Genomic DNA, 25,160 nt, shown 5'->3' on the forward strand with positions numbered 1-25,160 from the left:
TTATGAAAAAAGTACTTTTAATAGAGGATGATATGGCGCTGCGTGAGAATACAGCAGAACTTCTAGAGCTTTCTAACTATGAGGTTACGACGGCTCCTAATGGTCGCATAGGTATTGACCTAGCTATAGCAAACCCACCACAAATAGTAGTTTGCGATATCATGATGCCTGAGGTAGACGGTTATGGAGTACTAGAAGCACTATCTAGTAACCCTAGTACAAGTCATATTCCATTTATTTTTCTTTCGGCTAAGACAGAGCACAAGGAAATTAGAAAAGGAATGGATATGGGAGCAGATGATTATCTTACAAAACCTTTTGAAGAAGAAGAACTTATAAGTGCCATAGAAAGCAGAATTGCAAAGGCAACGATACTTAATAACATATTAAAAGAAGAACCAGTAGCAAAGGAGGAAGACTCACTGCGTAGTCTCAATGAGCTTAAAAACTTTTTTGATGACGAGGGTGGAGAGTTAAGCTTTAATAAAGGCGCATTAATCTATAAGGAAGGAGAACATTCTAACATGATTTACCTCATCCTCAAAGGTGTGGTAAAAACACATAAGATGGATGAAAGTGGAAAGGAACTTATCACCGGACTTTTAAAAGCAGATGATTTTCTTGGTTTTACCTCATTTATTGATAACATAGCTTACCTCGAGTCTGCTACGGCTATAGAAGATACTATTGTTGTAGGAGTGAGTAAAAACGAACTAAAAGAAGTGCTTGAAAAAAGTAAGAATGTATCCTTAGAGTTAATGGAACTTCTTACAGATAACCTTGCAGAGATTAAAGGACAATTATTACAAATGGCATACAGCTCTGTGCGCAAAAAGACAGCGCAAACCATTTTACAGTTTGCTGTAATTCTTAATAAAAAGCCAGAAGAAGGAATTAAAATTGCACGTAATGATCTAGCAAGTGTGGCAGGTATCGCTACAGAAAGTTTAATAAGAACACTATCTGGTTTTAAAAAAGAAGGTCTTATTGAAATAGAAGGGCGCAACATCAGGTTGATTGATGTGGAAGGACTTGAGATGATAGACTAAATCGTGTAAACTGACTTTTGTCATATTTTATGGCTCAACAGTAAAATACATTTGTGCTATTATATATAGTACTCATGAAGCATATTCTTATACCTGTAGATTTTTCAAGCCAGTCATGGAACACAGCCTTATGTGCAATAAACTTATATAAAAGTCCGAGAGTTCGCTTTTATCTTTTCTTTTCTGAAGAGCTTGATTACAGTACAGATAGAGAGGCAACTATTTGCGAACCTCCCACACAGCAACTTACTTCTTGGATAAAGAAATTAGACAAAGTAATAGCTGGAGGACAAACTATTGAACCCCTCAGATGGAAAAGTGATTTTATAGGTGGTATGCGTAAAGCAGTTGCAGATAATCACATAGATCTCATTGTGATGAGTACTAGCTACCCAAATATATTTTGCGATGTACTTAAAGGAAGTCATGTGCGAGAAGTAATCACACGCTTAAAATGCCCTGTACTTATCGTGCCTAGAGAGTTTCACTGTAAAAGTCCAGAGCAGGTAGTTTTAATTACAGATTATAATTTTAACCATAGGGCAGAGCCCACTTCTGTGATTAATAATTTTATAAAGCGCACAAGTGCACACCTCAATATTCTACAATTATCAAAAACAGGTAATGCGCTTAGTGAAACACAGCAAACTAATAAAACCTTCCTGCAGACTTCTTTTCATGACATACCACACAGTTTTCATTTTGTAATGGAAAGAACAATGGATGAGGCTTTGCAATTTTTTGTAGATGTGCAGCAGGTAGACCTAGTGGTTTTATTTGCAAAAAATATAAACCTGTCTGAGAATGTGCTTTTTTCTCCAGCCCTTTCAGAAGAGAAAGATTATCACAAAAACATCCCGTTTCTAATAGTACACGAATAACTGGCGAGCTGATAAAAGTCATAGTTTACAGAGTGTTAAGTTTCTAGTTTTGAGTATCAATAAATACTTGCTACTATGAGAGTTATCATCATACCCACAGATTTTTCAGAAAATGCTTTTAACGCACTTCGCTGTGCGCAACAGTATTTTAAATATGAAAAAAGTAAATTCATATTAGTTCATACCTATGCAGATGAAGTTTATGAGAATAAAGAGGTTCTCTCAAGAGATATTCTAGAAGAATATAAAGCAGTTAAACACAAAGAAACAGAAGCATCTCTTGCCTTAGTTTTAGAGCAAGCTATGGGTCTAGAGCCTAATCCGAGACATGAGGTGGAATCTCTTGCGATATTTGGAACCTTGGTAGATGAGGTTAATAGTCTTGTAAATAGTGAGAATGCAGATCTGGTAATAATGGGTTCTCAAGGTAAGACTGCAAATCGTAATATCACTTATGGTAGCAACACATTACAAGTTGTAAAATATGTGAAATGCCCAGTATTAGGAATTCCTTTAGGGTACAATTATGAGCGACCAGAGCGTATTTTATTCCCATCAGAATTGTTGATCCCTTATAAAAATAGAGAGTTAAAGCTCATAAGCTGTATGGCAAAGAGCTTTCGTTCTGAGTTGCACTTACTATATATCTCAAACTTTGATAGATTATCCCTTAGACAAGAAGATGTCAAGAGTGGTTGGGAATACCGCTTTCGCGAAAGCGAACAAACCTACACACGTCATGACGAAGGAGATATAGCTCAAATTATAAATGAGCACATAAGTAGCAATAAGATTGACATGGTGGTGCTAGTAAACTCAAAGCATACCTATATGGAAACATTGTTACATACATCGACCATTGATACAGTAGGTCTTAATACCAAAATCCCATTTTTAATTTTACAGAATCTCTCACGCTAAACCATCACTTTATGAAACATATATTAATACCTACAGACTTTTCTAATGCTTCATATAACGCACTTGAGTATGCAGTGCAGTTATTTATAAACGATGCATGTACTTTTTATGTGTTGAATACTTACACACCTGTTGCTTTATACACAAGCACTATTTACGATAATCATACAGCGCTTAATATAGACTTAGGTGAGATTTATAAAAACAACTCTTTAGAGCGACTCGAGACTATTATAGATAAAGTAAAATATGCCTACCCAAACAGTAAACATATATTTACTCCAATAGCAAGCTATAATGTATTAACACTGGAAATAGATGAGATTGTTACAACTTCAAACATTGACGCCATCGTTATGGGAACCAGTGGAGCATCTGGACTTAAAGAAGTTTTTATAGGTTCTCAAACAATGCATGTTGTAAAAGATGCAAAAGTGCCTGTAATAGGCGTACCAGAGGGCTATACTTATAAAGCCCTCAAGGATATTCTGTTTGCTACAGATTATCGCACTGGAACCCATCAAAAGGGACTTTCACTTCTAGAGGAGCTTTGTAGAAAACATATATCTAGGCTCATTTTTTTAAACGCTTACTTTGGTCTTTCACTAGATGAAGAACAGCTTGAAAATAAAGAGAGCCTTGATACATATTTTGAGCGCGATGCACATATAAATGAAATAGCAGATGGCATGACTGTGCTAGAAGCGGTTGAAGATTTTCAGTCTAAGCATTCGATAGATTTACTAGTACTCGTGCACAATAAGCATAGCTTTTTTGAGAATCTATTGTTTACACCTGTTGTAAATAAGATTGTCCATCATGCAGCCCTTCCTTTTATGATTTTACCACCCGTTAATACCGCTATATAATGATACGTGTTTTAGTACCTACAGATTTCTCTAAGCATGCATTGAATGCATTCACTTATGGGCAGCAGCTTTTTAAAGGAGAAAAAGTGACGTTTACATTATATCATGCTTATGAGCCATCTGCATTACAATTATTAGGAAATAAAAGTCCGCTCGCACTTTCTAAGATCTATAGGGATTTAAAAGACGAGTCAGAAGTGCGCTTATCTGTATTTCTATCAGAAATTCTAAGTAAAGATAAGAGTACGACTTTCTTTTACAAAACGGCAAGTTACTCTGGCCACCTTAAGGATGGTATTGCAGCGCTAGAGGAAAACGCGTATGATTATATAGTGATGGGAACCAGTGGAGCATCTGGACTTAAAGAAGTTTTTATGGGTAGTACGACCCATAGCATAGTAGCACTTCACAAAAAAATACCGCTACTTGTTATTCCAGAAAATGCTGTATTTAATGATCCAGACAACATAGGCTTTGCAACAGATTTTGCAAGAGCGTATAGCCATGAGGATTTACAACCACTTATCGTGCTTACTAGGTTATGGAAAGCAACGGTGCGCATGGTAGAGGTATATGAAAAACCAAAGATTACTCAAGTAAAAAAAGATCATTTACAACAACTAGAAGACTTACTTTCAGGGGTAGATTATCGATTTCATACAGTCCCTGAGTTTTCATCATTAGAAAATTGTATAAATGTGTTTGATGATGAACTCAACATAGATTTACTTGTGATGATTGATTATCCTAAAACATTTTTTGAAAGTCTCATGCGCGAGCCTGTTATAAAGAAGATGACATTCCACACTACACTACCATTTCTTATACTTCCCAGCCATAACTGATTATTGTCATAGAATAAGAGTGTATCTCTCACTAGTTTAGAGGTATAAAACTTATGAAAATGGCACACATACTAGTACCCACAGATTTTTCTGAGAACGCTTACAACGCATTATTTTATGCAACTAGATTGTATCCTAATGAGGAATGCATAATAACGCTAGTACACTCTTTTGAAAATTTATTTTCAACCAATACGAGTCGTATAGATATAGGTAGAAATGAGCAATTATATGATGAGTTAGAACGTGCAGCTTTTGATAAGCTTGATACGTTGAAGCATGAAATAACTCTTGATAGTGAAGGCATTTCTCTTGTTATTGATATGGTAACGAGCGCACAGCCTTTATACAAAATAGTAAATAAGCTTATCATAAATTCAAACATAGATCTAGTGGTGATGGGGACTAAAGGCTCCTCAGGAATGCGAGAAGTATTTCTAGGAAGCCAAACGGTAAAACTAATTAAGAAAATAAAGCCTGTGCCTGTGTTTGTAGTGCCTCAAAGCGCCACTTTTCAAGCGCCTACAAAGGTTGCTTATGCTACAGATCTTAAAATTGATTATGCTCAGTATCCACTAGAGATTATAAAGGAAATCATAAGAACTCATAAATCTAAGTTGTACATCACACATATTTATAATCAAATGAGCCCAGGTCAAACTGTGGAGACTAATTATAGAAAACTTAAGCACAAACTGGAAGACGTCTCTTATACTACGCACTGGTTGTCTAGTACAACTAAGATGGAAGATGCACTAGGCGTTTTTATTAATGAACATGATATCAATTTACTAGTGTTGATGTACCATAAAAGTGGCTTTTTAAAGAAACTTTTTAATAAATCGTTTGTAGATAAATTAAGCTTTCACTCAGAAATACCTTTACTCATATTACCAGAATCATTCTGATATATATCATAGTTTATACAATAGTACTCCCGTATTTTTAATTAATAATCAAACACTTACACGATGAAAAAGAAGATTCTAATACCTACAGATTTCTCAAAAAATGCTTGGAACGCGCTCACCTATGCAGCCGATCTTTTTAAGCATGAAGAATGTTCTTTCATTGTTCTCAATACCTATAGAACTAAAGGTTACAACTTAGGCGATTTGATGGTTCCAGAACCTGGAACACCATCGTATGAAAGTGCAAAAACGTCATCAGAGAAGCACATGGACAAGCTGGTGAGTATGATAGAATTCAGGGATACTAACCCTAAGCATGAGTATGAAATCATCACAAAGTTTGGTGGTCTTATGGAGGTGATGGAAGCTATAATTGAGCAACGAGACATAGAGTTAGTGGTGATGGGTACTAAAGGAGCAAGTAATAGTAGGGGAGCTCTTTTTGGTACAAGTACCATTCTCGCGATGGAAAAACTACGCAATTGCCCTGTGATGGGAGTGCCTCTCGATGTACGAGTAGCCAGTCTCAAAGAGATTGTAATGCCTACAGGATATAAAACTCATTATAAACGCAAAGAGCTCAGCAATCTCACAACAATTGCAAACCTTCAAGACGCAAATATCTGTGTGCTTTATGTAAATCCAGATGAAGAACTGAGTAAACAACAAGAAGCAAATAAAGAGTTGCTTGCAGAGTGTCTAGAAGATGCATCCTTTAGTTTCCACCATCTGAGTGGAGTGGATGCTACTATTGGTGTGAGAAATTTTGTAGAGAGTCGTGATAGCGATATGGTTGCTATCATTAATAGAAAGCATGCCTTTTTTGGAAGTGTTTTTACCACACCTATGATCAAGGAGCTCGGTATGTTCAGCAAAGTGCCTTTATTAGTGATGCATGATTTACGCAATTAATGGTGTGATTAGTACGCTTTCGCGAAAGCGTAATTGCACTATTTAGAAAACTACGTAGTTGCAAAATAAATTGATAACATAAACCCAGATTTACTCGTGATTAAAAAGTCTATCCAAGTCAAAAAGTCCTCTGGTGAAAAAGTAGATTTTTCACTAGAAAAACTGAAAGCCTCTTTACATCGCAGCGGCGCTGGAGAAAATGACGTAAGTCACATTCTTAATATAGTTCGCGATGAGCTTTATCAAGGCATATCTACCAATGAAATTTACAATAGAGCCTTTGCGCTGCTCAAAAAAAAGAAATCTGTTTTTGCGTCAAAATATAAATTAAAGAAAGCCATTTATGAATTTGGGCCTACAGGCTTTCCCTTTGAAAAATTTATAGGGCAGGTGTTAAAGCATAGTGGTTATGACACAGAAGTAGGAGTTCTTGTGGATGGAAAATGCGTACAGCATGAAGTGGATGTGGTGGCAAGTAAAGAAAACATAACGGTTTATGTAGAGTGTAAATTTCACGGTGAAGAAGGGCGTAACTGTAATGTAAAAGTGCCGCTTTATATTCATGCGAGATACAGTGATATTATTGCTGAGACCAAAATTAAAGGAGCTATAAGTACTGAAGGATGGGTAGTTACAAACACTCGTTTTACAAAAGATGCTATAGATTATGGTACCTGCGCAGGTCTTACTTTATTAAGTTGGGATTATCCTAAAGATAACGGACTTAAAGACCGTATAGACAGCTTAGGATTATATCCCATTACCGTTTCTACACTTCTTACAAAACGAGAAAAAAACTTTTTACTTGGTAGAGATGTTGTGCTTTGTAAGCAATTACTAGGTGATAGCTTTTACCTCGATCATCTAGGAATTTCGGAGACTAGGAAGTCAAAAATTTTAAAGGATATTCAATTTCTGTGCAATGTAAGTGAGTAATAAATACTGCTCGATAGCTGATAATTATCATAGTTTAGGTAGCTCTACTGCGCTATTTTTAAACTAGTTAACACGTAAAACTCTTTTAGTATGGAATCGACACTCCCACTCACAATAGACCAGTTTCATCAAGATGTTAAGGTCTGGAAATCTAATGTTGCACTCGCAAGCGACGAAATTCAGTTTATAGAAAATCTGACACATTCTTACATTTTTGAACCTAGTTCACCTAATCTTTTTGAGCGTTTAGAGCATTACAAAATCGAAGTTTCTAAAATCAAAGTATTACTCAAGAGTATTGAGGTTTTACTTGTAAAACATGATGCAGAACTAAGCGGCATGCTAGAGTGCGACACCGTTTCTTGTGATGTGTTTTTTCAAGAAAAACACTTGACAATTAAAGAGCAATACAGACAATTTATTGATTCTTACAATAAAACCAAAAGTGAGATTTTTAACTACTGTGGTAATATTCTTAAGACAAAAAAGAAATAAAGTATAAACATATAAATCTTCATATTAATTGGAGATTACATGAAGAGCCACCTCCTGGTTAGAGGGGAATCAGGAGTGGTTTTTCTTTGCTTTCGCGAAAGCGTATTCTCAACAATATCAAAACCTCATAGTTATTATGAAACATCCATTTTTTAATCAGTATAAGTTTAAATATCTTGAGTGGAATGATGCTCAAGCCATACATGATGTCACACTACTCTGGAAATCACAAGTGGAATTTATAGCTGTTGAGCAAGCTTTCTTAGGAGAGCTTTTAACCGAGCATACCCTGCAACTACTTTCTGAAACAAGCTTTGAATATGCAAGACATCTCGCCGTAGAGCTTGATGCTTTTATAAAAGAAGTTCCAAAATTAATTAAACGTATTACAGAGCATTTAAACGAGGTAAAAGTCCTTATGGATGGTAAAGATGAGTTCCAGAAGGAGCGCACTTTTCAAGATGCCCATATCTTGCTAGAACTCAAAATGGGTGACTATCAAGATAAGTACAAACTCTTAAAAGAGGAGATATTTAAAACGATGAAGTCTGTCTTTGTAAAAAGCAAAAGCAAAATAATAGCTTAAAACGTATTAAGATGAGAATATTATTAGTGTGTGTGAGTATATGTATAATAAGTCTGTTGCAAAGTTGTAACAGCTCAGAGCTTATTGAAAATTGGAAAAATCCAGATATCGATGTTTTTCAAGCAGAGAAAGTGCTTGTGCTTGCAATGACCAGCGATGTAAAAAACCGAAAACTGTTTGAAAAACGATTAGTAGATCTTCTTAAAGATAAAGGAGTTAACGCGGTAGGAAGTGATGCTTTTTTTAATCCAGAATTCACCTCTAGACCGCGCACAGAAGAAGAGTTAGGAGATCTTGAGAGAGCCATGCTCTCAGAAGGATTTGACGCTATTCTAGTTTCAAAAGTGCTAGGGGCAGAGGATAAGGTGACGCTAGTACAGTCTTATCGCAACTGGGATAAAAGTGTAAATGGTTTTGAAGATGATTATTTTGCACATCAAGGAATTTATGTGGAGGATGAAGAGATGCAAAAGTATACAGTCTATCATGCAGAGAGTGCACTGTACTGCATCTGCCCGACCAAGGAGCGTGAGATTATCTGGAAAGGATCTATAGATGTTACAGAGCCAGATAACGACCGTAAGGCGATTAAAGATTATATAAGCATGTTAGTATGGGCGCTTGAAGAACAAGAATTATTAATAATAGGACCTGTAGATTATTAAGTGTATAATTTATAACGCTAGCAACCTGCGATTTTAGTACCACAAGTTGCTAGCGTAATTTTTATAAAACTTTTAAACTTTAAGAACGTTCTCGTTGCGGAAAGTCTTCATACCTATCCTCAAAAGTTTTATCAGTAACATAGTTGTCTTTAAGAACTTTGTAAACCATTACAACCACAGATGCTTGACCTAGCATGGTGATATAAAATACCCAGTTAAAAGCTAGATTCATTGTTGCAAAAATGTTGACTGTAATCAAAAGTAGGGTAGTGATCGCTACCCAGTGCATTGCTGTAATTTTCATAGTTATCTTTTCTACTAAAGATAATAATTATTGTAACCATTTAAAAATGAGCATACATATTCTTAATAAGTAATAATCCTTCACGTGTACTATATAAATAGTGTCACTTATGATAGCAACTCATACGTTTGCTTAGCAATCTCCAGTTCCTCGTTTGTAGGGATTACTAGTATTTTTACAGTACTACTATTACTATTGATTTCCCTAAGTGTACTAGATGAGGCCTCATTTTTTTGATCATCCATCGTGATACCTAGGTAGTCCATATCTGAGCATACCATTTTCCTAATCAGGCTTGAGTTCTCACCTATGCCTGCGGTAAATATGATAGCATCGATGCCATTCATGGCAGCAGTATAAGCCCCTATGTATTTCTTAATGCGGTAAGCATTCATTTCTAACGCAAGTATGCAGTCTGCATTTCCTTGTGCAGCTTCTCTTTGTATGTCCCTTAAATCTGTAAAACCTGTAATACCTAGCATACCGCTTTCTTTGGTAAGTAGGCGCTCTACAGTCTCAAGCTTGTAACCTAAGTTATGTACTAGATAAAAGATAATCGCGTGATCTATATCGCCACTACGGGAGCCCATAATAAGTCCGTTAGAAGGTGCAAATCCTAAGCTATGGTCAACACTTTTACCATTTACAATAGCAGTCATGCTACATCCATTACCTAAGTGAATCGATAAGATTTTTGACTGTTTGAGTTTCAGGTAAGCTATTGCTTTTTCTGAAACGTATTTATGACTAGTACCATGAAAGCCATAGATCTGTACATGATAATCTGTGTAGAATTTAGATGGTATTGCATAACGCTTAGCCTTTTCAGGTAGCGTTTGATGAAAAGCAGTGTCAAAAACGGCAACTTGTTTTGATGCTGTAAAAAGCGCTTCGGCGAGTTCTATTCCTTGAAGATTTTTAGGATTGTGTAAAGGAGCAAGTGGAGCAAATTTTTCTATCTCTCTTTTTACATCAGGCGTGATTAAGGTAATGTTAGAAAATGAAGTTCCTCCATGCACAACTCGATGTCCTACGGCGTGTATTTCATCTATATGTTTGATAACACCTTTTTCTATATCTAGTAAAAGCGCTATAATTTTTTCAAAACCTTCATTATGCGTTTTAATTGCTTGTACAAGTTTGAGCTTAACCGTGGCGGTTTTAAATGAAAGTACTGCATCTTCTTCTCCTATGCGTTCCAGTAAACCTGTACACACAACTTCTTGAGAAGGCATGTTTAATAGTTGAAATTTTATAGAAGAACTTCCTGCGTTTATTACTAATATGTACATACTATCTTATGTTAATTCTTCTTGTGCTTGGATTGCTGTTACAATCACAGTATTAAAAATATCGTCTACGGTACAACCTCTACTTAAGTCATTTACAGGCTTGTTTAATCCTTGAATAATAGGACCTATGGCCAGTGCTTTAGTTTCTCTCTGCACTGCTTTATACGTGTTATTCCCAGTGTTTAAATCTGGAAAAATAAAGACGTTAGCCTGTCCTGCAACTTCAGAATCTGGCATTTTTGCCTTACCTACTTTAATATCTACTGCGGCATCATATTGTATAGGACCTTCTACTTTAAGGTCTGGTCTTTGTGATTTTATAATAGCAGTTGCTTGGCGCACACGCTCTACATCTTCACCCACACCAGATGTTCCAGAAGAGTAGGAGAGCATTGCAATCTTAGGCTCAATACCAAACGCCTTACTCGTAGCTGCAGATGAGATGGCGATTTCGGCAAGCTGTTGGGCAGTTGGGTTAGGATTAATGGCACAATCACCGTATACAGACACGCGATCTTCTAGACACATAAAGAATACAGAAGATACAATAGAGGCATCTGGTTTTGTCTTAATAAATTGTAGTGCTGGTCTTATGGTGTGTTGTGTGGTATGTACGGCTCCAGAAACCATTCCGTCGGCTTTTCCTTGATAGACCATCATGGTGCCGTAGTAAGAGACATCTTCCATAAGATCTCTTGCCATAGCAAGATTTACATTCTTATGTTTACGTAGTTCGTATAACGCTTTCGCGAAAGCGTCAAAATCTACACTCTCCGCTGGATTCACAATAGTAACGCGATCTAGATCTAGTCCAATATCTAAAGCCGCCACTTTTTCTGCAATTTGTTTTCTATCCCCTAGAAGTGTAATCTTTACCGCATCAATGTCTGTGAGCTGCTTTGTAGCTCTTAAAATGCGCTCGTCTGTTCCTTCTGGTAAAACGATATGCTTTTTGTGTGAGGTGGCCTTTTTCAATAAGTTGTATTGAAACATTCTAGGCGTGATACCAGCTGTTTTGAACGTGATAAGTCGTTCTACGAGCTCGTCTACGAGGACGTAGTTTTCAAAATCTTTTACAGAGGTCTCTATCTTTTGCGTATTTGCAGCATAGATTTGAGATTTAATATCACCTATGGTATTGGTCACCGAGAATGTACCTCCTTGTACAGAGATGATAGGTACTACATCAGAAAGTCCTTCAATGAGTTTATTAATAGAATCTTCTGGAACCAAGCCTCCCGTGAGTACAATACCCGATATAGAAGGATAGTTTGCCGAAATATTTGCTTGTAATGCGCCTAGTATAATATCTGCTCTATCTCCTGGAGTAATGACTAGGCCATCTTTTTTTAAGTGGGTGAGATAATTGCGCAATTGCATTGCACCTACGCTAAAATAGCCCGCTTGATTGTTTAAGTAATCCTTACCAAAAAGTACCGTTGCATCCAGTGCATCTACAATCTCTTTTATAGACGGATTTGCAAGAATAGGATTAAGCGGGATAGCATTTACAATAACCGATGGTGGCAGTTTCTTTTGCAGGGCTGTGATGACAAGCTCTCTATTTTCTATGGCAACTTTATTTGCTATAACAGAGAGCACCTCAACGCCTTTATCTCTAAAAGAGTCATAGGCAATCTGTAAACCTCCTACGAGTTCTTCAAGAGGTTTTCCTTTGCCACTAGCTAGAATTATCGCTGGTACACCTAGGTTTTTTGCTATGAGTACGTTAATGTCAAATTCTATTAAAGAACCTTCACCTGTAAAGCTTGTGCCTTCAATGAGGACATAGTCAAAACGTTCTTCGAGCGCTTTATACTTCTCTATAATCCTACTTATAATTTCATCCTCTTGGTTTTGATTTTTCTTGCGTAAGACCTCTGTGCGCTGAAATGCGTAGGCATCTTCAAAAGCCAGATCAAGGTTAAAATAAGAGGTTATGGTATTGATATGGTTATCTATCTCGCCAGGTAGGCAATCATCTATAATAGGTCTAAAATAACCTACTTTGGCAGTTTTACTTAGTAATAGCTTCATAAGGCCCAGCGATACAATAGATTTACCGCTATCTGGCTCAATGGTAGTAATATAAATAGCTTTATTAGTAGGCTTATAAGTCATAGTAGAAGATTATGAGAGATGCATAGTAGTCTCATTACAAAAATAATACTCTCGTACCATAATGCCTTATAAATAGCAGAGGTTCCTCCTGTTATTGGATATAAATAGTAAAGGGAATATTACTTAAAGCAACTTCCCTTTTATCCATATTATCTACGAGAGTAATAGTTTTTAAAATTGATCTAGTAAATAATTTATTAAGTCTGTAGTGGTAACAATCCCTACTAGTGTATTGTTTTGTAGTACTGGGAGTGCGTGAAACTCTTTGCTAGCAAGAATTTGTGCCACTTCTTTTACGGTTGTATCTGTGGTTACGGTCACAAGTTTTTTTGCCATAACTTGCTCAATGGTAAACATATTATAGACGATGGTATCTACGTCTTGCTCATCTTCATCTATTGCATCTGCAAAGCTTATTCTCAATAGATCTGTATAGCTCAAGATGCCTATAATATTATTACCGTCTACTACAGGAATATGTCTTATACTATGATTTTTAAAAAGTTGCTCGGCATGCTCTAATGAGTCAGTTTTATGTAGTGTGACCATATTTGAGGTCATTATGCTAGAAACGGGCGTTCTCTTTTTCATCTTTTAGGTTTTAATGATTTCTCAAAAGTAGCTGATGGCTTGCTTGAAAAAGATGATATAAATCAGCTTTTGGGATGACTTCTTGAGTACTCATTAAGAGCTCGAAAATTGCCCAATTAATTTATAAAAATCTTCTAAAAATGATATTTGTCATAATTTAAAAACCAACATAATCTCAAATTTGCCATAGGTATAATGGACTTTTTAAAAGTCTGAGCAAATTAGAATTATGGATAATTGTTTCCATTGTGGAGATCCCTGTACAACAGTGATACACCATCAAGAAAAATCGTTTTGTTGTCACGGTTGTAAGACGGTGTATGACATATTGAGCGATAACGATATGTCGTACTACTACGACCTTGAGAATACACCAGGTACGTCTCCGCTACTTCAAGAAGGTAAGTTTGACTTTTTAGAAAATGAACAGGTAGTTGCCAAACTTTTAGAGTTTGATGAGCAAGGAACACAAGTTGTATCCTTATTAATCCCTACCATACACTGTAGCTCTTGCATTTGGGTGCTAGAAAATCTTAACAAATTGAATCCTGCGGTCAAAACCGCGCAAGTAGATTTCCCTAAGAAAACTATAAGAATCACATACTCATCTCAGGAGTTGTCACTACAAAATCTAGTGATGCTTCTGGCAAGAATAGGGTATGAGCCATACATCTCGTTAGATGATACCACAAAGAAGAAAAAGACGGTAGACAGGAGCTTGACGTATAAGCTTGGTGTTGCAGGTTTTGCTTTTGGGAATATTATGTTTTTATCATTTCCTGAGTATTTTGAGGTAAGTGAGTTTTGGTTAGATAAGTATAAATATGTCTTTAGAGGGTTAATGCTTTTATTTGCTATTCCGGTAGCCTTTTACTCAGGTCGTGACTATTTTATCTCTGCCTACAAAGGATTGCGGTCTAATATCCTCAATATAGACGTGCCTATCGCCATTGGTATTTCTGTACTATTTATAAGATCTACCGTTGAGGTTTTGATGGATTGGGGTTCGGGATTTTTTGATAGTATGGCGGGACTTGTATTCTTCTTGTTGCTTGGTAAATTCTTTCAGCAAAAGACCTATGCGTATCTCTCTTTTGAGCGTGACTATAAGTCGTACTTTCCTATTGCTGTAACACGATTATATAGGGATGATAACGCTTTCGCGAAAGCGCAACCTTCAAGAAAAGAAGAGCAAACACAAGTATACGACCTTAAGAAAGGCGACCGAATTTTAATACGCAACAGTGAGTTATTGCCTGTAGATGGCGTCTTGATTAACGGAAATGCGCTCATAGATTACAGCTTTGTCACAGGAGAAGCAGAACCAGTAGCCAAAAAATCTGGCGATCAGTTATTTGCTGGAGGGAGACAGCAAGCAGGATCCATAGAAGTAGAAGTACTGAAGCCAGTGGCACAAAGTTACCTCACGCAATTATGGTCTAACGAAATATTCTCAAAAGGCAGACAGACCGTTTTTGAAACCCTTACAGATAGTATAAGTAGACGTTTTACAGTGAGTTTGCTCATTATTGCTGCGATTGCAACGGCTTACTGGTTATTTATAGACACATCAAAAGCACTTCAAGTATTTACGGCAGTTCTCATTGTGGCTTGCCCTTGTGCTATCGCGCTAGCAGCACCATTTACGTTAGGAAATATACTACGCATTTTTGGGAGACATAAACTGTATCTAAAAAACAGCGGCGTTATTGAGCAGCTTGCTCATATTGATACCATTGTCTTTGATAAAACAGGAACACTTACTACGAGTGCAAAAAGTGTAATCACTTATGAGGGAGTGGCGCTTACACCAGAAGAAGAATCACTATTGACAAGCACGCTGAGAGCTTCAAACCATCCCTTAAGTAGATTTCTTTATGATTTACTAGAATCTCACGATATAAAAACACTAGACTCCTTTACAGAGGAAGTAGGACAAGGAATCATAGGAACACATAATAATCATACGATTAAAGTAGGTTCTTATGGATTTGTGGCAACTGCACAAACAACTTCTCCTGCAGCCGGTGCCGAACGTACTGCTGTGCACATAAGTACAGATAATGAATATAAAGGTTGCTACATCTTTTACAATGAATATAGAGAAGGTGTGCAATCGCTTTTTAGTGAATTAAAAAGTAACTACGAGATTATCATACTTTCTGGCGATAATGCTGGAGAGCGTACTTTTTTATCACAGATATTACCAGATAATGCAACGCTACTTTTCAACCAGAAACCTGGAGATAAATTAGACTTTATAAAAAACTTACAGGAACAAGGTAAGAATGTACTTATGGTGGGAGATGGTCTTAATGACGCTGGTGCACTAGCACAGAGCCACGTAGGTATTTCTATCTCAGAAAATGTCAATGTTTTCTCGCCAGCTTGTGACGGTATTCTAGACGCTTCAAGGTTTACAGATATTGCAACTTTCTTAAAACTCTCACACAAGGGAGTGAGCATCATTAAGTATGCTTTTATATTCTCATTATTCTATAATCTTATAGGCTTAGGCTTTGCCGTTACAGGCAATCTTGCTCCCGTAGTTGCTGCTATTTTAATGCCGCTTAGCTCTATAAGTATTGTTTTATTTACAACGATTGCCACTCATTTTATGGGTGGAAGTCTCACATCAAAAAAACTATAATATGAACAGTATTATTAATGTACAAAGTACACCTCAACTTGCTCAAGTAGCATTTAAAAAAGCATCTTATACGGAGCGTGATCTCATAAGTCTTTTTCATAAATCTGCACATAAAGGTGCAGATGAGACGGTTTTTAATAGTTGGGTGAGAGACACCGAAAAGCGAATTTACAGCTTGCAAAGTGGCTTATATGGACGATCATCTGTGTGCAGTACGGTGAGCCTAGGCATTGCATCAATGCTTAATATGTATGTAAATGCGATTACTCGTTTTGAACAGCAGTTTATGATGAGTTGTCCTTGTGCTACAAATGGCGCAGGACCTATACTCAATAGTCTTAAAAAAGTATCGCAAAGTGCGCAAGTAGCGCTTTTGTATGTGGAAGTGTAAGTGCCGCTAGCATTATGATTAGTCTATGTTTTAAGAGATAATCTTACGTGTAAAAAGATAAGCTTTAAGGAAAGCATTTTTCGCGAAAGCATATTCAAAACTATTTATCTAAAACTGACAATTGTCATAATTCAAAAACAACTTCAATCTTAATTTTACACCATAATTCAGGTAGGTATGAGTATTATTTATATGCTTCTCGCAATCAGCGTTGTTGTTGCTCTCGTCTTTTTTGTCGCATTTATTGTGTCTGTAAAGAAGGGACAATATGATGACACCTATACGCCATCTGTGCGTATGCTTTTTGATGACGAGTTAGTAAAAGAAAAAAGTGCTCCTACAACGCCTGAGCCAATTGAAAAATCCATCCAAATAAAAGAGTAACTAATCAAACTATGGAAGTACAACAATTCTATTACGATAATAAAATCGTACGAAAATTTATAGTGGCTACGATGTTTTGGGGCATTGTGGGAATGAGCATAGGGCTACTTCTAGCCTTTATGTTTTTATTCCCTAATGTAACAGACGGCATCTCGTGGTTAAGTTTTGGGCGTTTACGTCCGTTACACACTAATGCAGTCATCTTTGCCTTTGTAGGTAACGCTATTTTTGCTGGTGTATATTATTCTTCACAGCGTTTGCTTAAGGCTCGTATGTGGAAAGACTGGCTCAGTAATTTAAACTTCTGGGGATGGCAAGCCATTATCGTGGGAGCAGCAATTACACTTCCACTAGGGTTTACAACATCAAAAGAATATGCAGAGCTAGAATGGCCATTTGATATTGCGATTGCTCTTATATGGGTAGCTTTTGGAGCCAACTTGATAGGTACAATCCTTAAAAGAAGACAACGTCACTTGTATGTTGCTATTTGGTTTTATCTAGCAACTTTTGTTACCGTTGCAGTACTACATATTGTAAATAGTATGGAGCTGCCAGTGAGTGCTTTTAAAAGTTATTCTATGTATGCTGGAGTGCAAGATGCACTGGTACAGTGGTGGTATGGACACAATGCAGTGGCATTTTTCTTAACCACTCCTTTCTTAGGATTGATGTACTACTTTGTACCTAAGGCGGCAAACAGACCTGTGTACTCTTATAGACTCTCTATTGTTCACTTCTGGTCACTTATATTTATCTATATCTGGGCGGGACCTCACCACTTATTATATTCTGCATTGCCAGACTGGGCACAGAATCTTGGTGTTGCATTCTCCATCATGCTTCTTGCTCCATCATGGGGAGGAATGATAAACGGACTACTTACACTACGTGGAGCGTGGGATAAAGTACGCACAGATCCTGTTCTTAAATTTATGGTTGTTGCGATTACAGGTTATGGTATGGCAACCTTTGAAGGGCCAATGCTCTCGCTCAAAAATGTAAATGCGATAGCTCACTTTAGTGATTGGATTATTGCTCACGTACACGTAGGAGCACTTGCTTGGAACGGTTTCTTCACATTTGGTATGGTATACTGGATGGTTCCAAAATTATTCAAGACAAAATTATGGTCTACTAAGTTAGCCAACTTCCACTTCTGGATAGGAACGTTAGGTATTATACTATATGCATTACCTATGTATGTTGCTGGTTTTGTACAAGCCTTTATGTGGAAACAATTTAATCCAGATGGAACGCTTACCTACGGTAACTTCTTAGAAACAGTAAGTGAGATTATCCCTATGTACTGGATGCGTGCTATAGGTGGTAGTATGTTTATTGTAGGAGCCCTTATAGGTGTTTATAATATGATCATGACTGCTCGTGCAGGTAGCAACGTTACAGATGAACTTGCAGAGGCTGCTCCTTTACCTAAAGTAACAAAGAAACGTACCTCAAAAGAAGGATACCATACATGGTTAGAAAGACGCCCGGTAAAGCTTACCATTTTTGCAACTATCGCTATTCTTATTGGAGGTATGGTGCAAATTATACCATCACTTATTGTTGATGATTATATCCCAGTGATATCAAGTGTGAAGCCATATTCACCACTAGAGCTACAGGGTAGAGATATTTATATACGTGAAGGATGTGTAGGGTGTCACTCTCAAATGGTACGACCATTTAGAAGTGAGGTAGAGCGCTATGGAGAATACTCAAAAGCGGGAGAGTATGTGTATGATCACCCATTCTTATGGGGAAGTAAGCGTACTGGGCCAGATCTTATGCGCGTGGGAGGAAAGTACAGTGATAACTGGCACTTGAATCACTTCTATGATCCGCAGAGTACTTCGTCTGGTTCTATTATGCCATCTTATAAATGGTTATTACGTAGAGAACTAGATAAAGATCTCACAGAGATAAAAATGGAAGCAATGGTAACCTTAGGAGTACCATACACTCCAGAAGATATTGCAAATGCACAAGAGTCTATGACGGCACAAGGAATAGCGATAGAGAAGAACCTCTACTCAGATCCAGACTTTGCCAAAACTTATGAGGCAGATAAAAAGTATGCCGAAGAAAACGGTGAAGACTTTGTGGAGATGCGTAACCGTGAGGTGGTAGCTCTTATAGCTTACATACAACGACTAGGAACAGATATTAAAGTTAAAAACGCAGATGGTACTACATCCATCTTAAACGACTAGCACCATGTTTAAATTTATAAAAGGAAACTTAGAAAATATAGATGGAGTGGAGATCTATCCTATAGTGTCATTACTCATATTTTTCATCTTTTTTGCTGCACTATTCTTTTGGGTATTTACAGCTAAGAAAGCACACATCACAGAGGTAAGTAACATCCCGCTTAATGATGATACACTCAACGTAAATACTATAGAAGAATGAGAACGACTGCATCATTTTTAAGAATACTAGGATTTTCACTATTAGGATATTTCCTCATAGATTACGTAGGGACTACAGGGGAGACCTCTATATTTCTAGAGCAACCGTGGGTATGGGCTATACTAGGCGTAATCATGCTTTTTTATACAGCAGGAGAAGTAAGCATGGCTGCGCTGCGCAATGTTCTTTACAAAACGCTTAAGCCAGAAGCACAAGCAAAGTTTGATGAAGAAGAAGCTCTTGCAGAAGCCAATCAGTTTAAGTGGATTAAAGAGAAGTATAAAGCATCTCTAGGAAGTAAAGAGATAGCTCAAGAGCATGAGATTATACTAGATCATAACTATGACGGTATACAAGAGCTTGATAACAACTTGCCGCCATGGTGGGTGTATATGTTCTACGCATCAATAGTCTTTGCAGTAATATACTTAGTGCGTTTTGAAGTACTAGACGACTACAACCAAGCCGAAGAATATGAAGTTGCTGTAGCAGAAGCAAAAGCAGAAATAGAAGAATGGAAAAAAACGGCTAAAGATCTTGTCGATGTAAATACGGTAACACTCCTCACAGATGCGAGTGATATCAATGCTGGTAAAGCCATTTTCACAAATAATTGTATTGCTTGTCACAAAGCAGATGGTGGTGGAGGTATAGGACCTAACCTCACAGACCAACACTGGATTCTGGGTGGAGGAATTAAAAATGTCTTCAAAACTATCTCAGAAGGTGGTCGTGATGGTAAAGGTATGATCTCATGGAAATCAGAACTTAAGGCTGCCGAGATGGCGCAAGTAGCTAGCTTCGTGTTAAGCTTACAAGGCACCACTCCAGCAGAGCCTAAGGAGGCAGAAGGTGAGTTATGGGTAAATCCAGATGCACCAGCAGCACCAGTAAAGGATGTTGTTACAGATAGCACAGCAGTGCAATTAACGAGTAACTAAATAATAAACGAATGATTCAAGATATAGCGATTGCATTAAGTTTAAGTACTGCTCCGATAATGAAGCCTTATTATGAAAATGATAAGACTAAAATTATAGCAATAGGACTTAAAAAGGATGTTGTACTAGAAAAACATACAGCACCTAGCAAAGCGCAAATCTTGATCATACAGGGAACGGTCACTTTTAGAACAGCGACTTTCTCAAAATCTATAGACACCTATGAGACTTTTGAAATACCATTAGAGGTAGAGCATGAGGTCATAGGTGATACAGACTGTATTTTTCTGTTAATCTTATCTAAGTAATATATAATGGCAGAGCAAGGAAAAGATAACTTTAGAGATACCATGGGAACCCTTGATAAGGAAGGGAAACGTGCATGGGTATTTCCTAAGAAGCCAAGTGGGAAATGGTATGAATACCGTAAGTATGTGAGTTATTTATTACTTGCTATTTTACTTAGCTCACCATTTATAAAAGTAGGAGGGAACCAGCTTTTTATGTTTAATGTGCTGGAGCGTAGGTTCAATATTTTTGGGTATCCATTCTGGCCTCAAGATTTTCATCTCTTTGTGATCATGATGATTATTGGGGTGGTATTTGTAATCCTATTTACGGTAGCATTCGGTAGAATATTTTGTGGCTGGATTTGCCCGCAAACTATTTTTATGGAGATGGTTTTTCGTCGTATTGAGTATTGGATAGATGGCGATCGAGGTAAGCAGATACGTCTTAAAAAAATGCCTTGGAACAAGGAGAAAATCAAAAAGAGAGTTTTAAAATGGACTATCTTTTTTATCATCTCTTTTATAATTGCAAATGTATTTCTTGCGTATCTCATAGGGAGCGATCAGCTTATTAGGTACATCACAGACGGACCATCTAAGCACGTTAGTACGCTAATATCACTTCTCATATTTACAGGAGTTTTCTATTTCATATTTGCATGGTTTAGAGAGCAGGTTTGTATCATAGCTTGTCCTTACGGAAGGTTACAAGGAGTGTTACTAGATAACAAATCTATTATTGTTGCTTATGATCATAAGCGAGGAGAGAAGGAAGAAGGAAGAGCTAAGTTTAAGAAAAATGAAGACAGACCATCTACTGGAAAAGGAGATTGTATAGATTGCTTCGCATGTGTGCATGTATGCCCTACAGGGATAGACATACGTAACGGTACACAGTTAGAATGTGTAAACTGTACCGCTTGTATAGATGCTTGTGATCATATGATGGAAGCAGTAGATCTTCCTAAAGGTCTTATACGTTATGCTAGTGAAGATAATATTGAAAAGAAAGCGCCATTTAAATTCACACCTCGTCTCAAGGGGTATGTTGCTGTACTAGGTATTCTTACTGCGGTACTCATAGGGATGTTGTTTTTACGTAATGATGTAGAAGCTCGCATTCTCAGATTACCAGGACAACTTTATGAGCATAAAGACAATAACATGATTAGTAATGTCTACACCTTTAAGCTGGTTAATAAAACGGTCGAGGAGATAGAAGATGTGCATTTTGAACTACGCTCTCATAAAGGGACTATAGAAGTAGTTTCTGGTAATAGTTTCAGTGTAGATGCACAAGGACTCGCAGAGGGAACGCTATTTATAGAAATCAATGCAAGCGGTATTAAAAGCGATAAAGAACGTTTGGAAATAGAAGTGTATAGCGGCGACCAACTTATTGAGACGACAACAACGGCATTTCTGGGACCTAGAAGTTATAAGTAAGAGTACGCTTTCGCGAAAGCAAAACAAAAAAACTATGAGTACAGAGCATAAAAAATGTTGTGATGGCTGTAAAAAAGGACAGCCAGGAACTAACGAAGCATGCAGCGCAAAGTTGATGATGGAAGCGCTGAAGAATAATCAAGAAATCACTAAAACACAAGAGTTATGAAATGGAACTGGGGAAAGGGTATTGTAGTGGCGATGGCTTGTTTTATGGGTTTTATTCTGTACATGGTTATCACGATGAGCACAGATGATAATTATAGCCATGATCTTGTGACAGAAGAGTATTATGCTAAAGAAATGGCATATCAAACCGAAATAGATGCAGAGACTAATGCGCGCAATCTCGTAGGAGAGATTAGCGGAAAACGCACGCCAGAAGGATGGTTACTCACCTTCCCACCGTCTATTTCAGAAAGTACAAATAAAGGAAAAGTGTTTCTATACAGACCGTCTAATCAGCAACTTGATTTTGAAGTGCCTTTGGCTATTTCAGGATCTAATTTGCTCATACCTGACAATCAGCTGATAGACGGTCGATGGAACATTATCATAGAGTGGACAGACGGGGAAGAGGAATTCATGTATAAAAAGTCAATCGTTTACTAATGTTGTGGTCTGCACTCATATTTGGTCTTTTGGGCAGTTTCCACTGTGTGGGAATGTGTGGTCCCATTGCATTTATGTTGCCCGTAGACCGTAAAAATCCTGTAAAAAGAGCTTTCCAATTAATGAGTTATCACGCGGGGCGTATACTTACTTACAGTGTTTTGGGCTTAGTATTTGGGATTGTAGGTAAAAGTTTTAATCTCTTTGGTATTCAGCAGCAACTATCTATAATCATAGGTGTACTTATGATTGTAGTTATTCTCATACCCACTAAAATTTTCAATAAATACAACTTCTCACGACCATTATATAAGGCAGTTGGGAAAGTAAAGAGCTCCATGGGAACCGCTCTTAAGAAAAAAGATCCAGGTACGTTTTTTACTATAGGATATCTCAACGGACTATTGCCTTGCGGACTTGTATATATGGCGATTTTTGGCGCACTTGCTTCTGGTGGTGCTTGGGAAGGAGGATTGTATATGGCAGTTTTTGGATTAGGTACCATTCCATTAATGACCACTGCTATCTATTTAGGTAATTTTTTAAAAGGAAAAGCAAAGCAGCGCATCGTTAAGATGATTCCTGTTTTTGTAGTCATTGTAGGAGTCTTATTTATAGTACGCGGCCTTGGTCTTGGTATACCATACGTATCACCATCAAAGATGGTAAGTGTAGAAAAAGTGGCTGCACAACATTCTTGTCATTAATAACAACCAAACATTTATAATTATGGAACATTTTTTAATACTTCTCGTAGACTGGGGAATGGGAGCACTACTCATAGGAGTATTTGCCTTAGTTTGTATCACTCTTGTACTTATCGTACTAAACATGATAAAGGGAGACTCAAAAAAATCTGATACTGATGAAAAGTAGAGGATTACAAATAGTAAGAGAATATACAAGTACTTTATTAAACTGCTTAGTTTTTAAAGGTCTCGACCTATTTATATCGTTACAATGGCTTTTAACTTATAACAAAGATCGTATTAGTTCGCAAAGATAATTGTGAACTTGATGAGGTCTTATAATCTTCAAGAGCATAAAAAAAGGGAAGCAGTAATGCTTCCCTTTTTTAGTATATGTTGAGGTGACTTTTAAACCGTCATAGAAAATAGCTGAGTCTCTGGTTTATTGCGCTGTAATCTCATGTCAAACGGAAGGCATATATTTCTTACAAAAGGACGTCCCTTTTCTGTAACAATTAATTTTCTTGCGTGTATTTCTAGAAGTCCGTCGTTTTCTAGTTCCTTTAATTTTATAAGAACATCTGGAAGCTCTGCAAAATTTCCTTGATCCTCATCCCAAGAAGTCTCAAATGAGCACATTAAATTAAGAATATGCTGTCTGATGATAAGATCTTCTTCAGTAAGGATATGTCCTCTAAAAATAGGTAGAATACCATCTTCTATAAGCTGTTGATACTCCTCTATATTTTTTACATTCTGAGCAAAACTATACCAGCTATCACTTATGGCAGATACTCCTAAGCCTATCATTACTTGCGTTTTGCTAGCGTTATATCCCATAAAGTTACGATGTATAGTTCCCGCTTGCTGGGCTTTAAATAGTGCATCTGTTTTAAGCGCAAAGTGATCCATACCTATCTCAATATACCCTGCTTTAACTAGCATCTTTTTGCCTATCTCATACTGCATTCTCTTCTGGTCTGCACTAGGTAAATCTCCATCCTTAAACCCTCGCTGTCCATTACCTTTTATCCATGGCACATGGGCGTAGCTATAAAAAGCAATACGGTCTGGGTGAAGGGATATGGTTTTATTTATGGTATTTATAACATCATCTTGCGTTTGGAATGGTAGTCCATATATTATATCATGCCCTACAGATTCATAACCTATTGCACGAGCAATTTCGGTAGCATTTTCCACGTGTGCATAAGGTTGTACACGATTTATAGCTTTCTGTACAGTTGTATTGTAATCTTGAACTCCGTAACAAACTCTAGTAAATCCTTTATTGTACAGTGCATCAAGGTGTTCTTTTGTGGTATTATTAGGATGCCCTTCAAAGCTGAGTTCAAAAGTGCTTGCTTTTTTTGTGAGCGCAAAAATCCCATCCATAAGACGTTCTAGATGTGCTGGCGAGAAAAAGGTAGGAGTACCTCCACCTAAATGTAGCTGTTTAATTACCGGCTTATCTCCTAGTAAATTTACGTACATCGCAAGCTCCTTAAGTACAGATTGTATATAAGGAATCTCTACATCATGGTTCTTTGTAATACGCTTGTTACACCCACAAAAAGTACACATACTCTCACAATAAGGTAGATGTATGTAGAGACTTATTCCTTGTGAAGTATTGCTTTCGCGAAAGCTTTCTTGTAAAGTGTTTTTCCACTGGGTTAGAGAGAAGTTATCTTGATCCCAATAAGGCACAGTAGGGTAACTTGTATATCGTGGTCCTGCCACATTGTACTTTGATATAAGTGTACACATTGATTTTGAGTTTTTTCAAAATTACTATATGGTAAAAACAGAGAATATGAGGAATATCAGCTTTTGAAAAAACACTGTTTATGGAGGGATATAGTAATTCATTTGAAAATGATAAATTATACATGTAAATTACCATTCGTCGACACTTAAACGTCATCCGTCTACAGTAAAGGACTCGTTAAACTTAATTA

At 37.1% G+C, this 25,160-nt stretch carries 28 protein-coding genes; 23 read left to right on the forward strand and 5 right to left on the reverse strand.

Annotation, left to right across the window (positions count from 1 at the left end):
- Positions 1–2: 2 nt before the first annotated feature.
- From ACJJVU_RS07970 to ACJJVU_RS08020, 11 genes are all read left to right on the forward strand, one after another.
- On the forward strand, positions 3–1,049 hold the full coding sequence (locus ACJJVU_RS07970) for a response regulator (RefSeq protein WP_405223985.1): 1,047 nt from the start codon (positions 3–5) through the stop codon (positions 1,047–1,049).
- 74 nt (positions 1,050–1,123) lie between these two features.
- Complete coding sequence (locus ACJJVU_RS07975; RefSeq protein WP_379953265.1) at positions 1,124–1,930, forward strand: universal stress protein; 807 nt, start codon at positions 1,124–1,126, stop codon at positions 1,928–1,930.
- A 75-nt stretch (positions 1,931–2,005) separates the two neighbouring features.
- A complete protein-coding gene (locus tag ACJJVU_RS07980) occupies positions 2,006–2,851 on the forward strand; it encodes a universal stress protein (protein ID WP_405223987.1) in 846 nt (281 codons plus the stop codon).
- Positions 2,852–2,862: 11 nt separating this feature from the next.
- Positions 2,863–3,720 carry a universal stress protein gene (locus tag ACJJVU_RS07985; protein ID WP_405223989.1) on the forward strand — a complete coding sequence of 286 codons (858 nt, stop codon included), beginning with the start codon at positions 2,863–2,865 and terminating at the stop codon, positions 3,718–3,720.
- Entirely contained in the window at positions 3,720–4,565 is an 846-nt protein-coding gene (locus ACJJVU_RS07990; protein WP_405223991.1) for a universal stress protein, read from the forward strand. Before ACJJVU_RS07985 ends, ACJJVU_RS07990 begins: the two co-directional genes overlap by 1 nt.
- Positions 4,566–4,624: 59 nt before the next feature.
- Positions 4,625–5,473, forward strand: a complete 849-nt coding sequence (locus ACJJVU_RS07995) for a universal stress protein (protein WP_405223993.1) — start codon at positions 4,625–4,627, stop codon at positions 5,471–5,473.
- Between the two features lie 63 nt (positions 5,474–5,536).
- Complete coding sequence (locus ACJJVU_RS08000) at positions 5,537–6,388, forward strand: universal stress protein (protein WP_405223995.1); 852 nt, start codon at positions 5,537–5,539, stop codon at positions 6,386–6,388.
- A gap of 96 nt (positions 6,389–6,484) precedes the next feature.
- Positions 6,485–7,324, forward strand: coding sequence for a restriction endonuclease (locus ACJJVU_RS08005; RefSeq protein ID WP_405223997.1), 840 nt, complete (start codon positions 6,485–6,487; stop codon positions 7,322–7,324).
- Between the two features lie 90 nt (positions 7,325–7,414).
- Positions 7,415–7,819, forward strand: coding sequence for a hypothetical protein (locus tag ACJJVU_RS08010; RefSeq protein ID WP_405223999.1), 405 nt, complete (start codon positions 7,415–7,417; stop codon positions 7,817–7,819).
- 136 nt (positions 7,820–7,955) lie between these two features.
- Entirely contained in the window at positions 7,956–8,405 is a 450-nt protein-coding gene (locus tag ACJJVU_RS08015; protein ID WP_405224001.1) for a hypothetical protein, read from the forward strand.
- Positions 8,406–8,416: 11 nt separating this feature from the next.
- Positions 8,417–9,070: a hypothetical protein gene (locus tag ACJJVU_RS08020; RefSeq protein WP_405224003.1), complete on the forward strand. Its 654-nt coding sequence runs from the start codon at positions 8,417–8,419 to the stop codon at positions 9,068–9,070.
- A 79-nt stretch (positions 9,071–9,149) separates the two neighbouring features.
- On the opposite strand, the gene ACJJVU_RS08025 is transcribed toward ACJJVU_RS08020, so the two are convergent.
- The 4 genes from ACJJVU_RS08025 to ACJJVU_RS08040 form a co-directional block, all read right to left on the reverse strand.
- A complete protein-coding gene (locus ACJJVU_RS08025; protein WP_405224005.1) occupies positions 9,150–9,374 on the reverse strand; it encodes a hypothetical protein in 225 nt (74 codons plus the stop codon).
- 107 nt (positions 9,375–9,481) lie between these two features.
- Complete coding sequence (locus tag ACJJVU_RS08030) at positions 9,482–10,666, reverse strand: acetate/propionate family kinase (protein WP_405224007.1); 1,185 nt, start codon at positions 10,664–10,666, stop codon at positions 9,482–9,484.
- Between the two features lie 6 nt (positions 10,667–10,672).
- Positions 10,673–12,787, reverse strand: a complete 2,115-nt coding sequence (gene pta / locus ACJJVU_RS08035; RefSeq protein WP_405224009.1) for a phosphate acetyltransferase — start codon at positions 12,785–12,787, stop codon at positions 10,673–10,675.
- 171 nt (positions 12,788–12,958) lie between these two features.
- Positions 12,959–13,378: a CBS domain-containing protein gene (locus ACJJVU_RS08040; protein WP_144784326.1), complete on the reverse strand. Its 420-nt coding sequence runs from the start codon at positions 13,376–13,378 to the stop codon at positions 12,959–12,961.
- Between the two features lie 229 nt (positions 13,379–13,607).
- On the opposite strand from ACJJVU_RS08040, the gene ACJJVU_RS08045 reads away from it, so the two are divergent.
- The 12 genes from ACJJVU_RS08045 (at position 13,608) to ACJJVU_RS08100 (ending at position 23,386) form a co-directional block, all read left to right on the forward strand.
- A complete protein-coding gene (locus ACJJVU_RS08045; RefSeq protein WP_405224012.1) occupies positions 13,608–16,028 on the forward strand; it encodes a heavy metal translocating P-type ATPase in 2,421 nt (806 codons plus the stop codon).
- Between the two features lies 1 nt (position 16,029).
- The gene (locus ACJJVU_RS08050) at positions 16,030–16,419 is read left to right on the forward strand and encodes a hypothetical protein (RefSeq protein ID WP_405224014.1); all 390 of its coding nucleotides are present in this window, start codon (positions 16,030–16,032) and stop codon (positions 16,417–16,419) included.
- 177 nt (positions 16,420–16,596) lie between these two features.
- Complete coding sequence (ccoS, locus tag ACJJVU_RS08055; protein WP_298327557.1) at positions 16,597–16,803, forward strand: cbb3-type cytochrome oxidase assembly protein CcoS; 207 nt, start codon at positions 16,597–16,599, stop codon at positions 16,801–16,803.
- A gap of 11 nt (positions 16,804–16,814) precedes the next feature.
- Positions 16,815–19,019 (forward strand): cytochrome-c oxidase, cbb3-type subunit I, encoded by a 2,205-nt coding sequence (gene ccoN / locus ACJJVU_RS08060; protein ID WP_405224016.1) that lies wholly within the window; start codon positions 16,815–16,817, stop codon positions 19,017–19,019.
- Positions 19,020–19,023: 4 nt separating this feature from the next.
- Complete coding sequence (locus ACJJVU_RS08065; RefSeq protein ID WP_013751852.1) at positions 19,024–19,221, forward strand: CcoQ/FixQ family Cbb3-type cytochrome c oxidase assembly chaperone; 198 nt, start codon at positions 19,024–19,026, stop codon at positions 19,219–19,221.
- Positions 19,218–20,162, forward strand: coding sequence for a cbb3-type cytochrome c oxidase N-terminal domain-containing protein (locus ACJJVU_RS08070; protein ID WP_405224018.1), 945 nt, complete (start codon positions 19,218–19,220; stop codon positions 20,160–20,162). The genes ACJJVU_RS08065 and ACJJVU_RS08070 overlap by 4 nt, the downstream gene beginning before the upstream one ends.
- Positions 20,163–20,173: 11 nt before the next feature.
- Positions 20,174–20,470 carry a hypothetical protein gene (locus tag ACJJVU_RS08075; protein ID WP_405224020.1) on the forward strand — a complete coding sequence of 99 codons (297 nt, stop codon included), beginning with the start codon at positions 20,174–20,176 and terminating at the stop codon, positions 20,468–20,470.
- A gap of 6 nt (positions 20,471–20,476) precedes the next feature.
- Positions 20,477–21,898, forward strand: coding sequence for a cytochrome c oxidase accessory protein CcoG (gene ccoG, locus ACJJVU_RS08080; RefSeq protein WP_298327573.1), 1,422 nt, complete (start codon positions 20,477–20,479; stop codon positions 21,896–21,898).
- 34 nt (positions 21,899–21,932) lie between these two features.
- Positions 21,933–22,067 (forward strand): hypothetical protein, encoded by a 135-nt coding sequence (locus ACJJVU_RS08085; RefSeq protein WP_261375735.1) that lies wholly within the window; start codon positions 21,933–21,935, stop codon positions 22,065–22,067.
- Complete coding sequence (locus ACJJVU_RS08090; protein ID WP_405224023.1) at positions 22,064–22,510, forward strand: FixH family protein; 447 nt, start codon at positions 22,064–22,066, stop codon at positions 22,508–22,510. Before ACJJVU_RS08085 ends, ACJJVU_RS08090 begins: the two co-directional genes overlap by 4 nt.
- On the forward strand, positions 22,510–23,217 hold the full coding sequence (locus ACJJVU_RS08095) for a sulfite exporter TauE/SafE family protein (protein WP_108879159.1): 708 nt from the start codon (positions 22,510–22,512) through the stop codon (positions 23,215–23,217). The genes ACJJVU_RS08090 and ACJJVU_RS08095 overlap by 1 nt, the downstream gene beginning before the upstream one ends.
- A gap of 22 nt (positions 23,218–23,239) precedes the next feature.
- Positions 23,240–23,386: a hypothetical protein gene (locus tag ACJJVU_RS08100; RefSeq protein ID WP_013751859.1), complete on the forward strand. Its 147-nt coding sequence runs from the start codon at positions 23,240–23,242 to the stop codon at positions 23,384–23,386.
- Between the two features lie 221 nt (positions 23,387–23,607).
- Here ACJJVU_RS08100 and hemN read toward each other — a convergent pair whose 3' ends face one another.
- Complete coding sequence (gene hemN, locus ACJJVU_RS08105) at positions 23,608–24,969, reverse strand: oxygen-independent coproporphyrinogen III oxidase (RefSeq protein WP_405224026.1); 1,362 nt, start codon at positions 24,967–24,969, stop codon at positions 23,608–23,610.
- Positions 24,970–25,160 lie beyond the last annotated feature (191 nt).

This window comes from Dokdonia sp. Asnod1-B02 (genome assembly GCF_045063955.1).
Classification (GTDB): domain Bacteria; phylum Bacteroidota; class Bacteroidia; order Flavobacteriales; family Flavobacteriaceae; genus Dokdonia.

What these genes read in the sequence shown, in the direction of transcription:
- ccoN (WP_405224016.1), top strand. Translation starts at nt 16,815, where the DNA reads ATGGAAGTACAACAATTCTATTACGATAATAAAATCGTACGAAAATTT.
- ACJJVU_RS08100 (WP_013751859.1), top strand. Translation starts at nt 23,240, where the DNA reads ATGGAACATTTTTTAATACTTCTCGTAGACTGGGGAATGGGAGCACTA.
- ACJJVU_RS08045 (WP_405224012.1), top strand. Translation starts at nt 13,608, where the DNA reads ATGGATAATTGTTTCCATTGTGGAGATCCCTGTACAACAGTGATACAC.
- ACJJVU_RS07990 (WP_405223991.1), top strand. Translation starts at nt 3,720, where the DNA reads ATGATACGTGTTTTAGTACCTACAGATTTCTCTAAGCATGCATTGAAT.
- ACJJVU_RS08020 (WP_405224003.1), top strand. Translation starts at nt 8,417, where the DNA reads ATGAGAATATTATTAGTGTGTGTGAGTATATGTATAATAAGTCTGTTG.
- ACJJVU_RS08095 (WP_108879159.1), top strand. Translation starts at nt 22,510, where the DNA reads ATGTTGTGGTCTGCACTCATATTTGGTCTTTTGGGCAGTTTCCACTGT.
- ACJJVU_RS07995 (WP_405223993.1), top strand. Translation starts at nt 4,625, where the DNA reads ATGGCACACATACTAGTACCCACAGATTTTTCTGAGAACGCTTACAAC.
- ACJJVU_RS07970 (WP_405223985.1), top strand. Translation starts at nt 3, where the DNA reads ATGAAAAAAGTACTTTTAATAGAGGATGATATGGCGCTGCGTGAGAAT.
- ACJJVU_RS07975 (WP_379953265.1), top strand. Translation starts at nt 1,124, where the DNA reads ATGAAGCATATTCTTATACCTGTAGATTTTTCAAGCCAGTCATGGAAC.
- ACJJVU_RS08030 (WP_405224007.1), bottom strand. Translation starts at nt 10,666, where the DNA reads ATGTACATATTAGTAATAAACGCAGGAAGTTCTTCTATAAAATTTCAA.
- ccoG (WP_298327573.1), top strand. Translation starts at nt 20,477, where the DNA reads ATGGCAGAGCAAGGAAAAGATAACTTTAGAGATACCATGGGAACCCTT.
- ACJJVU_RS08040 (WP_144784326.1), bottom strand. Translation starts at nt 13,378, where the DNA reads ATGAAAAAGAGAACGCCCGTTTCTAGCATAATGACCTCAAATATGGTC.
- ACJJVU_RS08085 (WP_261375735.1), top strand. Translation starts at nt 21,933, where the DNA reads ATGAGTACAGAGCATAAAAAATGTTGTGATGGCTGTAAAAAAGGACAG.
- pta (WP_405224009.1), bottom strand. Translation starts at nt 12,787, where the DNA reads ATGACTTATAAGCCTACTAATAAAGCTATTTATATTACTACCATTGAG.
- ACJJVU_RS07980 (WP_405223987.1), top strand. Translation starts at nt 2,006, where the DNA reads ATGAGAGTTATCATCATACCCACAGATTTTTCAGAAAATGCTTTTAAC.
- hemN (WP_405224026.1), bottom strand. Translation starts at nt 24,969, where the DNA reads ATGTGTACACTTATATCAAAGTACAATGTGGCAGGACCACGATATACA.
- ACJJVU_RS08075 (WP_405224020.1), top strand. Translation starts at nt 20,174, where the DNA reads ATGATTCAAGATATAGCGATTGCATTAAGTTTAAGTACTGCTCCGATA.
- ACJJVU_RS08065 (WP_013751852.1), top strand. Translation starts at nt 19,024, where the DNA reads ATGTTTAAATTTATAAAAGGAAACTTAGAAAATATAGATGGAGTGGAG.
- ACJJVU_RS08025 (WP_405224005.1), bottom strand. Translation starts at nt 9,374, where the DNA reads ATGAAAATTACAGCAATGCACTGGGTAGCGATCACTACCCTACTTTTG.
- ACJJVU_RS08000 (WP_405223995.1), top strand. Translation starts at nt 5,537, where the DNA reads ATGAAAAAGAAGATTCTAATACCTACAGATTTCTCAAAAAATGCTTGG.
- ACJJVU_RS07985 (WP_405223989.1), top strand. Translation starts at nt 2,863, where the DNA reads ATGAAACATATATTAATACCTACAGACTTTTCTAATGCTTCATATAAC.
- ACJJVU_RS08050 (WP_405224014.1), top strand. Translation starts at nt 16,030, where the DNA reads ATGAACAGTATTATTAATGTACAAAGTACACCTCAACTTGCTCAAGTA.
- ACJJVU_RS08070 (WP_405224018.1), top strand. Translation starts at nt 19,218, where the DNA reads ATGAGAACGACTGCATCATTTTTAAGAATACTAGGATTTTCACTATTA.
- ccoS (WP_298327557.1), top strand. Translation starts at nt 16,597, where the DNA reads ATGAGTATTATTTATATGCTTCTCGCAATCAGCGTTGTTGTTGCTCTC.
- ACJJVU_RS08015 (WP_405224001.1), top strand. Translation starts at nt 7,956, where the DNA reads ATGAAACATCCATTTTTTAATCAGTATAAGTTTAAATATCTTGAGTGG.
- ACJJVU_RS08010 (WP_405223999.1), top strand. Translation starts at nt 7,415, where the DNA reads ATGGAATCGACACTCCCACTCACAATAGACCAGTTTCATCAAGATGTT.
- ACJJVU_RS08090 (WP_405224023.1), top strand. Translation starts at nt 22,064, where the DNA reads ATGAAATGGAACTGGGGAAAGGGTATTGTAGTGGCGATGGCTTGTTTT.